This is a genomic window from Robinsoniella peoriensis, assembly GCF_000797495.1.
Lineage (GTDB): Bacteria > Bacillota > Clostridia > Lachnospirales > Lachnospiraceae > Robinsoniella > Robinsoniella peoriensis.
Genome location: NZ_JTGN01000002.1, coordinates 341,491 through 356,596, shown reverse-complemented (window position 1 = coordinate 356,596; position 15,106 = coordinate 341,491). Strand labels below are relative to the sequence as shown.

Here is a 15,106-nt window from a genome sequence, read left to right as displayed (position 1 = left end):
TGTATAAAAAGGAGGTTAATAATGTCAGAAAAAATAATTGAAGTATCAAGGCTGAAAAAATCTTATAAGTCAAACCATGTTTTGAAGGATGTGAGTTTTACCATTGGAAAAGGCAGCATATTTGCCCTGCTTGGGTCAAATGGTGCGGGAAAAACTACAGTTGTTAAAATTCTTTCCACATTGCTGAAACCGGATGGCGGCAGAGCTGTAATTAACGGATTTGATGTAGCAGCAAATGGCGATGATGTACGTAAATGTATTAGCCTTACAGGACAATTTACAGCAGTAGATGAAGTTTTGACAGGCAGAGAAAATCTAACTCTTATCGGACAGCTAAAACGTCTGCCAAACCTTAAAAATACGGTTAATGAGTGGCTGTCTTTTTCGGGTTTGGGGGATGCCTCCAACCGGAAAGTGTCCACCTATTCGGGAGGTATGCGGCGCAGGCTTGACATAACAATGAGTCTTATGGGCAGCCCCGATGTGCTTTTTCTTGATGAACCTACAACAGGACTTGACCCCCAAAACCGCATTGCTATGTGGGATCTGGTAAAAGAGTTAGCAATGAAAGGAACAACAGTGTTTCTCACAACACAATATTTAGAAGAAGCTGAATATCTCGCAGATAATATTGCTATTTTACATGACGGTAGAATCATCGCTGAGGGAACACCGACGTATCTGAAAGAAAAAATGCCCCAGAGAGGGGTACGGCTTAATTTTGACAGTGAGATAAAAGCCGGTATAGCGATAAAACTCTTAACGGAAAATGGAATTGCTGCCGACAGCATAGAACAAAACTTACCCTCTTTAGAAGATGTATTTTTAACGCTGATTGATGAGAAAAAGGAGAGCAATTAATATGAAAAAATCTAACGTAAATATTTTTTTTGATGCATGGGTCATGTTTAAACGCTGTTTCATTATATCTTTGCGAAATCCCGAAACACTCCTGACGGCAACCTTAATACCATTTTTTTTAATGGTTTTATTTGGTACGGTATTTGGAAGCATATCCGATGTAGGGGATTTTAATTACATTGATTTTATCGTACCGGGAATTATCTTGCAAAGTATCGGTCAGGCATCTCAATACTCGGCAATGAATGTTACATCTGACATGACAAAAGGCATCATAGACCGTTTTCGCTGTATGTCCATATCAAAATCCGCCGTGTTAATTGGTCATACAGGTGCTGGAGTGATACGAGGTCTCATTTCAAATGCCGTCATTATCATAACTGCTCTCATTCTCGGCTTTAGACCGCAAGCTGGATTTATAGATTGGCTTTTGGCAGTATTATTTCTTTTGCTGATAAATATTACAGTTACTTTAATCGCTGTACTATGCGGGATGATATCAAAATCGGTAGAAGGAGCGAGCGGACTACTGTTTCCCCTTTTTATTCTGCCTTTTATGAGCTCGGGGTTTGCTCCCGTAGACACTATGCCAGGCGGCATTCAGTGGTTTGCAGCGATACAGCCTATGACACCCATTATTGACAGTTTGAGAGCCCTGACACTTGATTTGCCTTTGGGAAATAGTTTATGGCTGGCACTTGCCTGGTGCGTGGTATTAAGTATTGGGAGTTTTACTTTATCAATGCGGACATACAATCAAAAATTATCGTAAAAGTACATTCATTTATACTGGGCTTTATCGCCAATTTCATTAGTACCACAGCTCTATTTCAACCGGATATCCCACTTATCATTGGCGGATTAGGCGATTTTCTGTTCATTGCCAACTCAGACTTAAAATGTTAAAATACCTTTATACTTAACAATCATACATTTTTCATAGCAAAGATAAGGATGTGAAACTTGAAACCCAAATACCGCTTTAACCGTATCCGCACAAAATTATTTACCATATTTTTTATTCTGGTACTGTTCCTGCTGCTGATTACTATTTCGTTGAATTACATGATCTCCAGCCGTTCTAACAACCGGAATGCAAAAATATTAAATAACCAGATGGCGACTCTGGCTGATCAGGATTTCCAGGTTATATTTGATGAAATAGACCGGATTTATTCTTCCATAACCACCAGTCCGAATTTTTCATCTCTTTATAATGCCAGCAGTAAAGCTTCCCCATTGGAGAATTATCTGCTGACCTATAACCTTTCGGATCTGCTGAGCACTCCACTGGGAGCTTCCCTTTATATACACAGCATTAATTATATCAACCCATCCAATGACATGCTGATTTCCTGCATTGCCGGGGAAATGAATGTTGAGCGCAATTTTTCATTTTCTGACTCGCCTTCCTGGTTTCAGACAGCCGTAAATAAGTTGGAAGAAAATGAGAATGCAAATATTCTATATCTTCCCTCCCACCAGGAGCTCTATTACAAACGTGGGGCAAATGATGTAAATAAAGAAGTAATTACCGTGGTCAGAAAGACTGCTAATGTCAATACAAATTATCAGAATAAGGGACTATTATTTTTTAACATCGATCTGGAAGTATTGAAAAAACTAACCAGAGGACTAAATGCTTACGACGGGATGCAAAATATCATTATGACAGACACCGGAGAGGTAATCTATTCAACAGATACCGGTCTGACTCAGGTTCCGGGCGCAGCAGATACCCTGTTAAACTGCAAAACGATTGGATATCTCACCTTATCCCAGAATACCTACATGGCGCTTCCTGTTCCCATTCAGGTAAATAACTGGCGGATTATTTCCCTCATACCAAAATCCGTCTACACCCGTGAAAGCCGTCATGTGGCAATGCTCAGCATTTTAGTCGGCGTTCTGGTGCTGACTCTGGGGCTTTTCATTACCTGGATTTTGTCCAAAAGGATCTCTACCCCCATTGAATCTCTTTCCGGAACTATGAAAGCTGTTTCCAACGACCAGATGGATATCCGTGCTGAGATCACTTCTAATGATGAGGTGGGTGAGCTCTCCGTGAGTTTTAATACGATGCTGGACCGGATCAATGATTTAATTGAACAGGAGTACGTTCTGACTGCCCGGCAAAAGGATGCTCAGATTAAAGCTCTGCAGGCACAGATCAACCCCCACTTTCTCTATAATATCCTGCAGTCCATAGCCAGCATTGCATCCATTAACCATATACCCGAGATTACCACTATGGCTAATTCCCTTGGAAAAATGATGCGATACAGTATTAAAACAGCTGAAAACTCCACTACCATCCAGGATGAACTGATACATGTGGTACATTACCTGGAAATCCAAAAAATCCGCCACCTGGAAAAACTGGATTACCAGATCCAGTCCGATGAAAAATATGCTGATTTTCCACTGTTAAAATTAACACTTCAGCCATTGATCGAAAATGCAATTATGCATGGGTTCTGCCCATCACACGAAAAACTTTTTATTTTATTAACGGTTACAGAAGAAGATCCCTGGCTTATCATTCAAATTTCAGATGATGGTGCCGGAATTCCGGCCGAAAAGCTGCAGCAGATTCAAACAGAACTTCTTACACCTGCTACAGGCTTTTACAGTGACAGCAGTCCCAGTATCGGTATAAAAAATGTCTATGCACGTTTGCGCCTTTACTACAACAAAAATGTTCTGCTGGAGATCGACAGCGAGCAGGATGAAGGGACTGTTATTACTCTGAAACTGCCCTTGGATAAGGATAAAACGAAAGAATTACCAGAGTGATTTTGCAGAAGTAATTAAGAACAGGAGGCACTAAAAATGATCCGTACTATCATATGTGAGGATGAATACTGGGTACGAAAAGGCATTATAAACCTTGTCCCATGGAAAGAATTCGATCTGGGGTTTGCAGGTGAATTCGAAAATGCCACCGATGCCATTGAGTTTTTAAAGACCAATCCGGTTGATCTGGTCATTACTGATATGAATATGAATAACGGAGATGGCTGTACGCTGCTTGACTATCTCATGGATTCAAATACTGATTGTGAAAAAATTATTATCAGCGGATATACCGATTTTGAATATACAAAAAAAGCGATCAATTCCTCTGTATGTGAATACTTATTAAAACCGGTAGAAGAGACGGAGCTTCGAAATGTGCTGAGAAAAGCCATTGATAAGATTCATGCAAAACGCAAAGACCGCCTGGCGCAAATCGAGGTACAGGAAAAAATGCAGCAGACCGTACCGCTTCTTCAGGAAAAATTATTAAATTCATTGGTGAGTTCCGAAGATTTTGGAAAAGAAAAAATTATTGAGGAACTGTCTAAGATAGGTTTTGAATTAAATGATAAATATTTCACTGTACAGATTCTCTATGTGGCAAAGTTGGAACCCGGCGCATCCATTACTCCCCTATCCGAGGAAGAACTGATGGAGTGGACTTCTTTCATCGAAGAAAAAATTACACGAAAAGAATGTATTTTATTTAAAAGCCGTCATCGTAAAGAAGAGTTTATCCTTTTATGGGAGGGAACACCACAACGTCCGCTTCATCGGACTTCCATATTTTCAGAATTTCATAAACTGGGGGATGCCAAGGGCTATACCATGAAAAGCGGGACAGGAACCTTTGTGAAAGGATATCAGTCCATCCCTCTTTCCTATCGGCAGGCGAAGGCTGCGCTGGATTATGAACTGATCAGCCAGCCGCTTCCCCAAATCATATTTTACGATGATATCAAAGAGCTGAACCTAAGAACCTACTCCTATACCCTGGATGAAAAATTACTGAGCGGCATTATCAAAAACAGAAGCCGGAAAATGATCCCTCTTTTTTTAGAACATATCGGTTCTATTTCCAAAACTGCTTCTTACTACCATCTTCCAACTTATAAAAATGCCGTGATACGTGCCGCCATGCAGTTAGAAAAGGCATGTTTTGAAAAAGAAATGAAATGCCCGGAATTATCAGACACGGTAAATATTGTCACCCCGATGTGTTCCACCGCCCGGATTAACCAGTATCTCATAAAGATCTTCCACGATATTCTGGATGAAATCGAAAAAGCCAAAGTTCCCGCGGGGAAAAACGTAATCGAAGAAATATGCGAATATGTAAAAGTAAACTATGGTGAAGAAATCAGTCTCATTGCATTTGCCCAAAAATACTACATGAACCATATTTATTTGAGCCGCCTGTTCAAATCAGAAACAGGTGAAAACTTCAGCAGTTTTCTAACCAGAATAAGAATGGAAAAGGCAAAAGAATTATTATCCAGTGATTCCTTTCTGATTAAGGAGATTGCCGAAATGGCAGGTTATGAAAACCCTTATTATTTTACCAAAGCATTTAAAAAATACTTTGCCTGCTCGCCAACGCTCATTGAGAAGCTGGATACCAAGGAGAATGAGGGTTGAAAGGAAATCTATATATGAAAAAATATTTTTATTTTACTTTAATGATTGTCTTGATCCTGATTATGACTGCCGGCTGCAGTTTTTCACTTTCTGCCACAGATGACACTTCTGAAACCACTGATGCAGATCAGGTAAATCTTTATGTTATGCATGGACGCCAGGAAGCACCGGAAGCCTACACAAAACTGGCAGATGCTTTCCACAAAAAATATCCGAATATTACCGTGCACTATGAAACACCAAGCAATTTCGACCTGACCATGCAGAACAGAAGGGCTCAGAACCGGACACCGGATATCTATTCCGCTACCACCATTGAAGCAAATGCCGGAATTCTTATGGATCTGACCGATGAACCTTTTATGAAAAAGGTAAAAAAGGTAACCTTTGACACCGTAAAAGATAGACGGGATTATTTTTTCCCCATTGGATATTCCGGTGTAGGCGTAATTTATAACAAAACTGTTTTCAGGGAAAATAACCTGACACCCCCTAAGACGCTGTCAGAACTCACGAAAGTCCACCAGGTGCTGGCTTCGAAAAACATTGCGGCCTTTGCCCTTGGATACAAAGACCTGTGGGTTGGGCATTTTTCTCTGCGGCCCGCCTTTTATGCGGTGTATGGAACTTACCCCGACTGGAATCAGAAAAGGAGCAAGGGAGAAGTATCCTTTTCCGATACCCCGCAGTGGCAGTTAATCGCTGATATACCGAAGAATTACGTCTATGCCTATGGCAATACCGATACCGCATTTGAAGTGGGTTATATGGATGCCTGTTCTATGCTTGCCAATGGTGACGCAGCCATGATGCTTCAGGGGTCCTGGGCAACTTCACTCATTCAGACCTATAATAAGGATGTGGAACTGGGATTCATTCCCCTGCCGGTCTCCGATGATCCGGAACGCAGTAAGATCAGTTACTATTGTGACTATTATTTATCCATAAGCGCCGACACCAAACATCCAAAAGAAGCAAAGCTGTATCTGGATTTTCTCTCAACACAGGAAGCTGCAGAAATCTATGTAGACAGTACGAAGACCTTTTCCAGTGTAATTTGTGCCCCCATTCCGGAAGATACCGTTTCTAAGGATATCGAAAAATATGTGGATAAAAACCAGTATATCGATGACCCCAGCGGCACCTGGCCTAACCGTTTTTATAAAAATGCAGAAAAATATTTTATGGAATATATATTGGATGGTATAAATTACAAAGAACTCACGAATTTACTGGACGAAGAATGGGATACCTGCAGTGATAAATAACTGCAGGCATCCCATTTGCATTTAGATAGATTATTTCTTTACAACTGGCATCCAGACCTCAAATACAGCATTTGCAGGATCCGGACTTAAATACAATTCGATATCCGGTGCATTTCCGTATTCATATCCGGAAGTTGGCAGCCACTCTGTCACAGCTCTTTTTTCAATATCCTGGATGCTGTCCGGCATGGTACCTGTTCCAAAGAATACAGCCCAGGTAGCAGCCGGAACCATGTATTCTTCTGTTCCTTCTATTGCAGGCTGGTCTGTAGCCACTCCAATATAATAGCACCAGTTATCTTCTTCCAGGCAGGCGCTTACTCCCAGAATTCCTTTGACTTCCTGATTCATCATTCCGGCCAGTTTCTCCAGAATGCCTGTCTGCGCTGCCTTAGCCCACATCTGCGGTACTTCCCTGAAATTCTCTTCCAGCTCTTTACTTAAGCTTTCCTTCATTCCTACAATTCGAAATGCTTCCTTTTTTTCAATACGATATTCCATCTCCGCTTCTCCTTTAATCACCATTTTTAAGCTGATACGCGGGTATGCCTTTAATGTAACGCCCTGCTGCTTTGCTGCAGAAGGCGGAAATCCATGGACTCCCTGGAATGCACGGTTGAATGACGTAGGGGATTCGTACTGGTAACGATATGCCACATCAAGAACCTTATCTCCATTACACAGATCAAAAGCTGCCTGGGTCATCCTCCTTCGTCTGATATACTCTGCTAAAGGTACACCTGCTATATAAGAAAACATCCGCTGGAAATGATATGTGGAGCATCCGGCTATCTGAGCTGCTTTTTTGATTTCTATTTCCCTGCTCAGACTGTCTTCAATATATTTAATCGCTTCATTTAATTGTTCTATCCATTCCATTTGTATCACCTCTTTTATCATCATAGTTTATTTAAAGAATAAAATCCTCTCTTATTACAGACGGAATCTGCGAGATAGACTTATCGTGAGATTTTTCGGCATAACACAACTCAATAGGCAAGAATCTCATATCCTTCTTCTGTGACAAGCACCATCACTTCCCACTGTGCCGATGGCTTCCCGTCATCCGTATAGACCGTCCATCCATTTTCATCATCTACAAAAACCTCATCCGTTCCCATATTTATCATAGGCTCAATCGTAAAAATCATGCCCGGTGCCAGGATCACTCCGGTATCCGGTTTTGTAACATAACTGACGCATGGGTCTTCGTGAAACTCCAGTCCTACACCGTGGCCTCCGATATCTCTAACCACTGTATACCCGTTTTTCATGGCATATGCGTGGATGGCATGCCCCATATTGCCGATGGGCTGCCAGGGTTTTACTTCATCCAGTCCAATCTGAATCGATTCCCTGGTGATATCCACCAGTTTCTTTTTTTCCTGGCTGACCTCACCGATACAGAACATTCTGGACGAATCTGAGAAATACCCATTGTAAATGGTGGAAACATCTACATTTACAATATCCCCATCCGCTAAAATCCGCTCCTCATCCGGGATTCCATGACATACTTCCTCATTTATGGAAACACAGACGCTTTTGGGAAATCCTTCATAATCCAGCGGTGCCGGAATTCCTCCCAATGTAATTGTAGTTTCGTGAACGATTCTGTTAATTTCTTCTGTGGACATGCCCGCCTGTATATGTTTTGCAACCTCATCCAGAATGGCAATGTTTATTTTTGCGCTTTCCCGTATTCCCTCTATCTGCTTTTTTGTCTTAATCATATTCCGGTTTGGAATCCGGTATCCTTTTCGCTTCAGTTCCTGTAATTTTCCATCGAATCCTTCGTGGCATAACTTATATTTTTTACCGCTTCCACACCAGCACACATCATTTCTGCCCAGTTTTTTCAACATATCTTACTCCCTTTCTCTCTAACCTCCGCAATATTCCCCTCTCTCATCCCATATCTTCGGTATTGCCCCGGAGTTCTTCCGAACTGTTTCACAAAAGCCCTGGTAAATGCCTCCTGGGAAGAATATCCGTATTCCACTGCAATGTCCAAAAACCTTTGGTCCGTTGCTGCAATCTCTTCGGCAGCCAGACATAATTTTCGGGTGGCTATATATTTTTTGAAAGAGATCCCGGTATATTCATGGAATTTTGCAGAACAATAAAATGCAGAATATCCTACATGACAGGACATTCCCTCCAAGGTAGGGTTTCCTTTTATATTCTCTTCTACCCATGCGATCATACTCTTTACTGTTTTAACTGACATATCTTTCTACCCTGCCTTTTTCATTCATTGAATATCCCAATTCATTCTATACCTGATACTATTTTATCAGAATCCCTATCTTTTTATTTGATATAAATTGCACAATAATGGTGCATTCGAGCATGCCCTAAAGTATTTTTTCCATCACCGTCAGGTATTCACTGGTTTCATAATCCTTTTTTTGATAATATCCTTCCGTCTGTGGATCCCGGCTGGTCCAGAGGATTATTTTATCTATGCCTTTTTCCTTCAGCCTGTTCTCAAACTCTTTTAACAGAATACTTCCCAATCCCTTGTTTTTCATGCTAATATCCATGCAAAACTCTTTGATTTCAAAGTGTACGCAGTCATAATACTGTTCTTCTCTCCCCACGATCATACCGCAAAGCTTTCCATCCACATATCCGGCAATGCCATAAGCATTGTCACCGGTAATCATCTGGCGTATCCTTCTTCCTGCAGTCTCTTCTGTCCATTTATCATTCCAGGGAGGTGCATTAAACGCATTCATAAACATATTTGCCAGTTCTAAAACCATTGACTCTTTCATTTCATAAAATTCCATATATGTAACAACCTTTCTCAGATTTAATTTATCTGGTTCATCTCCGCGCCTCCAAATTCATGGCCACAAGGCTTACTGTACATCTGCTCCCCGGCTTCCTGCCTTCCTGTACATCTGACTTCCTGACTTCACGGCTCCTTGACTTCACGGCTCCTTGACTTCACGGCTTCCTGTACATCTGGTTTTCTGGCTTCTCTTACGATACTCCGAATGCGCTTCCAAATATCTGCATATAAAGCGGTATCGCTGCCATTGCTAAAACAGTCGTTACAGTGATTACAACCGAAGCAAAAGAGTAATCGCTTCCGCTTTCTTTCGCCATAATCCCAAGCTGGGTCATGGCGGGCATGATTGTCATAATACAAAATACAAGCTGAAGCTGGGAATCTATCGGCAGAAGGAGACACAGTCCAAACATAATCGCAGGCGCGATAATAAAACGTCCCGCCAGTATCATAACCAGCTCTCTGGAAAACCGGATTTCCCTTCGATCAGTCATACGGATAACACTTCCAATGAATACCATGGACAGTGCTGTTGTCGACTGTTTTACATAGCTTATGGAACTCATCAGAAAATCGGGCAGATTTATTTTTAACAGCACCACGGCCACCCCCAGCAGAAACCCCACAAGGGGAGGCGAAAAGATATTTTTTATTTCCTTTTTCCAACCGTACTTTGTCTTCTCACCGGAATCCCTGCGCAGCAGCCAGGTTCCAAGCGTCCAGAATAATGTGGTATTCGCCATATAATACACCATAGCATCTGAAAGCGCCTTTTCTCCCATCAATGCTATAATTACCGGAAAACCTACAATGGTTGTGTTAGAAAAGGTCACTGCATTAATGAACACCCCTCTGCGGCTTGCACTTACCCGAAAAAGCCCAGCTAAAAGGACACTGATTCCCAGGCATACCAGAATCACCATGACCGGTATGGGAAGCTTTGTTACAATCCGTAATAATTCTTCCCGGTCTTTACAGGTTGTAAGTACGTTATAAAACATATAGCAGGGTATGGCTATTTTGACACAGAATTTAGAACAAACATCCATTCCGGTCTTTCCAAACCATGCCCTGCCAGCAATTACCCATCCGATTCCAATCATAATCAACAGTGACAAAACACTCTGAATACTATTCCATAGCATAATCTTTCCTCTTTCTATGATGTCTACCCCAGATAAACTCGCTCCCAAATATCCCAAAAAGTAAAATTATGAATCGAAAATTCATATCATACCTCATACCTGCACTTTCTTCTGCCTGTGTTGGATATCTAAAAATGTTTCCTTCTTCTAAAACGAAAAACCTTCGCAAAAAAATAAGCTATATCACATAATAACATGGTGGGAATCTTATACATTTATTGGATATCCTTTCTGATTTATTAACCGTTGTTTCGGATCGTTCGATTTTCTTTAACGCTATTCTTCTGGTCTTTGATTATGTTTCTTAATCTTCTAATATATATATGATCTTCGAAATTTCCCCATAAGCATCTGCCGGATTCGTCCATTGGAATGTATAGCCCAGTGAAACATTGACATACCGGATGCCGTTTTTTAAGATCTTCATTGGCATATGGGAATGACCGCTGATGCTTAAGGAAACATCATTCTTTTCAAAAAAATACCGGTATCTTTCACTACCCAGCTGATTGATAAATTTACCATAAAAGGGAATTGGATAAGAACGGATAAGATCACTGGTTGGCAGCATGTGCATGACAACACAGCGCTTTTTCCCCTTGGCGGCTTCCTTTTGGAAGGACTTCTGAATCAGTCTGATATCCTTCATTACCAGCCTGACATCCCGTTCATAATCAATCACACCCCCATGGATTACCTTCTGATCCGGCCAGAGATATCGGGATATTAGATTATTCGCCGCCTTCCTGGGATTATCCCCTGAATGCTTCCTTCCAAAGCTGTAATCAAACCAGCCGCAGATCCCCGTAATGTACCATTGCTTTGTTACAATGGGATTTTCCATCAGGGAATACTTTCTGTGAAATAGTATACTGTCATGAAAGGCACTGGATTCTTTATTAATCTGAGCGCTGTTTTTTCTTCTCAGATTCTCCACATACATGTCATGATTTCCCGGAACAATTCGCACCTGTGCCCTGGTCCTATCCGCTATATTATCATAAAATCTGAGTGCATCTTGGGCTCCCGTAGATGTATCCCCCAGAAAAACAACCACATCCAGCCCCTTGTCCGCTATCACTTCAGGCAAAATCTTAAGGAAATCAAACTGCCTGTTAAAATCAATATGAAGGTCCGATATAAATCCAATCCGCATTGTCACACTCTTCTTTCTGCCACTGTCCGCTGTTTCAGTCTTACTATAAGTATATCCAAAAAATTGATTTTATCAAGCCCCTGTTTCCATTAATAATTATTCTCTGTTAATTTCTTCAATAATGGAATCCCCCAGTACCTGCTTCACCGGGATAAACACTGCACCAACACTAATTATCAGGTTCAGTATTATAATTCCTCCTATTATCCAAATATTTGTCCTTTGATTAGGATTGATATATAAATAAACATGGGTAAGTAAATAAAGCAAAAGTCTCTCCAGTCCTAAATACACCAGAACAGTCAGCAGGCTTGCAAAAACACCATAAAGCAGCCCTTCTTTTAACATCATTATTAAAAATCCGCTGTCTGTAATTCCCATTGCTCTTAGTATTCCAAACTCATGCCTTCTGGACAGAACCAGATGGCTCATGCTATTCATAATATGCATTAAGCTGATCATTAACAGGATCACAGCTATCCCATAAAAGAATATCATTTTTTGTTCCAGATAACTGTTTTGCAATTTTATTTCAGCCGTATAGTCTTTGATCAGGCATCTTGGTAAATTATAGATCTGATCTTTGATTCCTTTTACAATCTCTTTGCTATCCCCCGTCCCTTTTTTTACACTGATTATGTTGTAACCGGATATACCAAAGTTTTCCTCCATCTGACGGTTGGTCAAAATCAAATCTAACCCACTATTCCCTATGAAATACGGATTATTTGCCATTGCCCGACTTACAACTGCCGATACCACGAATTTCTTTTCTAGAAACCAGTCCTCCTGATCTCCGAATTTCACCGCCTCTTCCGGAACATCCGGACTTTTTGGCACTTTAACGGTTATCGTATCACCGGGATGGATAAGCAACCCATCATAATAGCCCTGTCCATCCATGAGCGTACGCAGAATTACTGAATTATCTTCTTGCATTTTCAGGGGATTTATCCTTCCCTCCAGAAGATATGATTCCAGTCCCGCCAGCATTCGCGAATCGTATCCATAAATATTGCTCTTAATTCCGTATCCTCCATCCGGCTTCTCAGTACAGATCCCATTAAAATATTCCATAGTTCTGGGGTCCGGCAAATAGTTCGGATCATTGGCTATTTCCGGAAAAAAGTTTTTCCATTGTAATGTATCCCGGGCAATCTCAAGCTCGCCCAGAAAATAGTTTACCGGATGGGCCGATTCTACTCCCAGTACTTTTTTTATATTTGATACACTCTTTTCAGGTATTGTATCCTGAAGTGATGAAGTCTCCAGAAAGATCTGATAATCCGATCCCAGCCCGTCATCTGCCTTTAGTGATAATTCATTATTATGTCTGGTATTTACCGTTACATATGTTGTACATAAAAAAATGATACCACCAAGAGACAGGGAAAACAAAATGCTGATAAACGTTCCTTTTCTTGCAAACATAAACTTTTTAGAAATCACGTCTGTCATTTGCACTGTATTCGTACTGTAACTTTTTCTGTTTCTTCTCTTACTATGATTACTGTTTTTCATAACATCAACCACAGACAGCCTGTGTAACCTTCTTACACTGATAAAGCTGATCAGGAACAACAGGATTCCTAAAAATACCGCCCCCAGAATAACCGCCTTATAGCTTATATAAAAATGTTTGGAAACCGCATCTGCATCTGCGAACACATTGGAAAATTTTGAATAAGACAATCCGATAATTCCATTTCCGATGATACTTCCAATTGGATATCCCATTGCAAACAACAGCCCAAGTTCCATAAACAGCAATCGGAAAATATCTTTATCCCCAATTCCCAGGGCCTCCATGATTCCATATTGGGAAGTCCTCTTCATAATAGACACGTGAAAGATACTATATATAATAAAAGAGCTGAAAATGCACAATATTATAATTACCCCATTAACAGTCAGATTAAATTCTTCCTGTGCGTACATTAATGCCGTAGTGAAATTAGAACCTGGAGTAGTCATCAGCTTCCAAAAACCGAAAGGCTGCCCATCTCCAAAAAATGAAACAACTGCATCATTTACCATCATTCCCCCATCCGGAATATGAAACTCTTTCTGAAATGCTTTTCTTTGTCTCTTTAAGTCTTTTTCCTCATCAAACTTAATATAAAGAAATTGCTTTCCCCCATCCCCCTTTGTGTCTTTGCTTACAAATCCTTCCATCCCGCCAACTGCTGTTGCCCATCGGTTTGAAACCACTCCGCATAAGGTGTATTCTTTACCATCCAGCATGACTTTTCTACCAATTTCATTGCTGATATTTAAATTTTGCATGGTATACTCATCCAACATAACCTCTCCAGGTTTTGCCGGGTAATCTCCCTTTAATAATTTCCTTTTAATAATGGAGAAATATTCTCCATCCGCGTAGATGAAAGAAAAAATATAAGGTTCCTGAATAACCTTTTTCTTTTCAAATACCCCAAGCCGGGTGATTCTATACTCCTCCCCCTTCTTTTTACTCCGAATCTCCTGGATTAAGTCTGAATCTGCCTTAATGTAATAATGATAATCCCCGTAAACTGTCCGGTCTTTCTCCAGATTACTTCTTTCTCCACTGTATACAAGTGAACTGATCCCTGTCATCAGAGCAACTGAAATCACGATACTGAAGAGAATGGCCAATGTCTGCCTTTTATAAAATTTGATGTATCGTACTGAGAATTTATAACTGGCTTTCATTCTATATCACCGCCTTCTCCCACAATTCCACCATCTTCTATATGGATAATCCTGTCACAGATTTGTGCAATCGCCTCGTTATGAGTAACCATCATGATTGTCTGATGGAATTTCTGACTGCTGTTTTTTAATAGACCGATTACCTCCATGGTTGTCCGGGAATCCAGATTTCCAGTTGGTTCATCCGCCAGGATAATTGCCGGTTTATTTGCAAGGGCTCTGGCAATCGCAACACGCTGCTGCTGTCCTCCTGAAAGTTCATTGGGATATTTATCTCTTTTTTCCCACAATCCCAATTCATGCAGCAGTTCCCCGATATATACATGGTCAATGCGCTTCCCCTTATCAAAAGTCACGGGAAGCGCTACATTATCATAAACATTTAAAACCGGCATCAGGCTGTAATTTTGAAAAATAAATCCTATATTTCTCCTCCTGAAGATTGTTAACTCTTTTTTCTTCAATGCCGCTATATTGTGGTTTCGAATGATGATCTCTCCATCGGAAGGATTGTCAAGTCCTCCAATTAAATTTAATAATGTACTCTTACCGGAACCGGAAGTGCCCACCAAAGCGACAAATTCTCCCTGCTCAATCGAAAAACTGACATGGTGCAAAGCCTGAACCGAATTCTCACCGCTGCCATATACTTTAACTATGTCCCTTATTTCTAATATCTTCATCGGACCGCCTCTTTTCCATTTTTTCTTTATTGTAGCAGGCAAGTCTTTCATATCTACTACAA

Annotated in this window: 13 protein-coding genes; 5 read left to right on the top strand and 8 right to left on the bottom strand. The window is 40.7% G+C overall.

Going from position 1 to position 15,106, the window contains the following annotated elements; genetic code table 11:
• Nucleotides 1-21: 21 nt before the first annotated feature.
• The 5 genes from QR40_RS05365 (at nucleotide 22) to QR40_RS05345 (ending at nucleotide 6,566) form a co-directional block, all read left to right on the top strand.
• A complete protein-coding gene (locus QR40_RS05365; RefSeq protein WP_044293791.1) occupies nucleotides 22-861 on the top strand; it encodes an ABC transporter ATP-binding protein in 840 nt (279 codons plus the stop codon).
• Between the two features lies 1 nt (nucleotide 862).
• Nucleotides 863-1,633 carry an ABC transporter permease gene (locus QR40_RS05360; protein ID WP_044293788.1) on the top strand — a complete coding sequence of 257 codons (771 nt, stop codon included), beginning with the start codon at nucleotides 863-865 and terminating at the stop codon, nucleotides 1,631-1,633.
• A gap of 191 nt (nucleotides 1,634-1,824) precedes the next feature.
• Nucleotides 1,825-3,657, top strand: a complete 1,833-nt coding sequence (locus tag QR40_RS05355; protein WP_044293787.1) for a sensor histidine kinase — start codon at nucleotides 1,825-1,827, stop codon at nucleotides 3,655-3,657.
• 36 nt (nucleotides 3,658-3,693) lie between these two features.
• Nucleotides 3,694-5,298: a helix-turn-helix domain-containing protein gene (locus tag QR40_RS05350; protein WP_044293785.1), complete on the top strand. Its 1,605-nt coding sequence runs from the start codon at nucleotides 3,694-3,696 to the stop codon at nucleotides 5,296-5,298.
• 14 nt (nucleotides 5,299-5,312) lie between these two features.
• On the top strand, nucleotides 5,313-6,566 hold the full coding sequence (locus QR40_RS05345) for an ABC transporter substrate-binding protein (protein ID WP_152614170.1): 1,254 nt from the start codon (nucleotides 5,313-5,315) through the stop codon (nucleotides 6,564-6,566).
• A 30-nt stretch (nucleotides 6,567-6,596) separates the two neighbouring features.
• On the opposite strand, the gene QR40_RS05340 is transcribed toward QR40_RS05345, so the two are convergent.
• The 8 genes from QR40_RS05340 to QR40_RS05305 all read right to left on the bottom strand — a co-directional run bounded on the left by QR40_RS05340 (nucleotide 6,597) and on the right by QR40_RS05305 (nucleotide 15,044).
• Entirely contained in the window at nucleotides 6,597-7,445 is an 849-nt protein-coding gene (locus tag QR40_RS05340) for an AraC family transcriptional regulator (RefSeq protein WP_027296140.1), read from the bottom strand.
• 110 nt (nucleotides 7,446-7,555) lie between these two features.
• On the bottom strand, nucleotides 7,556-8,431 hold the full coding sequence (locus QR40_RS05335) for a methionyl aminopeptidase (RefSeq protein ID WP_044293783.1): 876 nt from the start codon (nucleotides 8,429-8,431) through the stop codon (nucleotides 7,556-7,558).
• Entirely contained in the window at nucleotides 8,425-8,796 is a 372-nt protein-coding gene (locus QR40_RS05330; RefSeq protein ID WP_044289678.1) for a helix-turn-helix transcriptional regulator, read from the bottom strand. Before QR40_RS05330 ends, QR40_RS05335 begins: the two co-directional genes overlap by 7 nt.
• Nucleotides 8,797-8,923: 127 nt before the next feature.
• Entirely contained in the window at nucleotides 8,924-9,361 is a 438-nt protein-coding gene (locus tag QR40_RS05325; RefSeq protein ID WP_044293781.1) for a GNAT family N-acetyltransferase, read from the bottom strand.
• A gap of 196 nt (nucleotides 9,362-9,557) precedes the next feature.
• Nucleotides 9,558-10,511, bottom strand: a complete 954-nt coding sequence (locus QR40_RS05320; protein WP_044293780.1) for an AEC family transporter — start codon at nucleotides 10,509-10,511, stop codon at nucleotides 9,558-9,560.
• Nucleotides 10,512-10,815: 304 nt separating this feature from the next.
• Nucleotides 10,816-11,667, bottom strand: coding sequence for a metallophosphoesterase (locus tag QR40_RS05315; RefSeq protein WP_044293779.1), 852 nt, complete (start codon nucleotides 11,665-11,667; stop codon nucleotides 10,816-10,818).
• 96 nt (nucleotides 11,668-11,763) lie between these two features.
• Nucleotides 11,764-14,361, bottom strand: coding sequence for an ABC transporter permease (locus QR40_RS05310; protein WP_044293777.1), 2,598 nt, complete (start codon nucleotides 14,359-14,361; stop codon nucleotides 11,764-11,766).
• Entirely contained in the window at nucleotides 14,358-15,044 is a 687-nt protein-coding gene (locus tag QR40_RS05305; RefSeq protein WP_044293775.1) for an ABC transporter ATP-binding protein, read from the bottom strand. Before QR40_RS05305 ends, QR40_RS05310 begins: the two co-directional genes overlap by 4 nt.
• Between the last annotated feature and the right edge of the window lie 62 nt (nucleotides 15,045-15,106).

What these genes read in the sequence shown, in the direction of transcription:
- QR40_RS05365 (WP_044293791.1), top strand. Translation starts at nt 22, where the DNA reads ATGTCAGAAAAAATAATTGAAGTATCAAGGCTGAAAAAATCTTATAAG.
- QR40_RS05360 (WP_044293788.1), top strand. Translation starts at nt 863, where the DNA reads ATGAAAAAATCTAACGTAAATATTTTTTTTGATGCATGGGTCATGTTT.
- QR40_RS05350 (WP_044293785.1), top strand. Translation starts at nt 3,694, where the DNA reads ATGATCCGTACTATCATATGTGAGGATGAATACTGGGTACGAAAAGGC.
- QR40_RS05345 (WP_152614170.1), top strand. Translation starts at nt 5,313, where the DNA reads ATGAAAAAATATTTTTATTTTACTTTAATGATTGTCTTGATCCTGATT.
- QR40_RS05340 (WP_027296140.1), bottom strand. Translation starts at nt 7,445, where the DNA reads ATGGAATGGATAGAACAATTAAATGAAGCGATTAAATATATTGAAGAC.
- QR40_RS05335 (WP_044293783.1), bottom strand. Translation starts at nt 8,431, where the DNA reads ATGTTGAAAAAACTGGGCAGAAATGATGTGTGCTGGTGTGGAAGCGGT.
- QR40_RS05330 (WP_044289678.1), bottom strand. Translation starts at nt 8,796, where the DNA reads ATGTCAGTTAAAACAGTAAAGAGTATGATCGCATGGGTAGAAGAGAAT.
- QR40_RS05325 (WP_044293781.1), bottom strand. Translation starts at nt 9,361, where the DNA reads ATGGAATTTTATGAAATGAAAGAGTCAATGGTTTTAGAACTGGCAAAT.
- QR40_RS05320 (WP_044293780.1), bottom strand. Translation starts at nt 10,511, where the DNA reads ATGCTATGGAATAGTATTCAGAGTGTTTTGTCACTGTTGATTATGATT.
- QR40_RS05315 (WP_044293779.1), bottom strand. Translation starts at nt 11,667, where the DNA reads ATGCGGATTGGATTTATATCGGACCTTCATATTGATTTTAACAGGCAG.
- QR40_RS05310 (WP_044293777.1), bottom strand. Translation starts at nt 14,361, where the DNA reads ATGAAAGCCAGTTATAAATTCTCAGTACGATACATCAAATTTTATAAA.
- QR40_RS05305 (WP_044293775.1), bottom strand. Translation starts at nt 15,044, where the DNA reads ATGAAGATATTAGAAATAAGGGACATAGTTAAAGTATATGGCAGCGGT.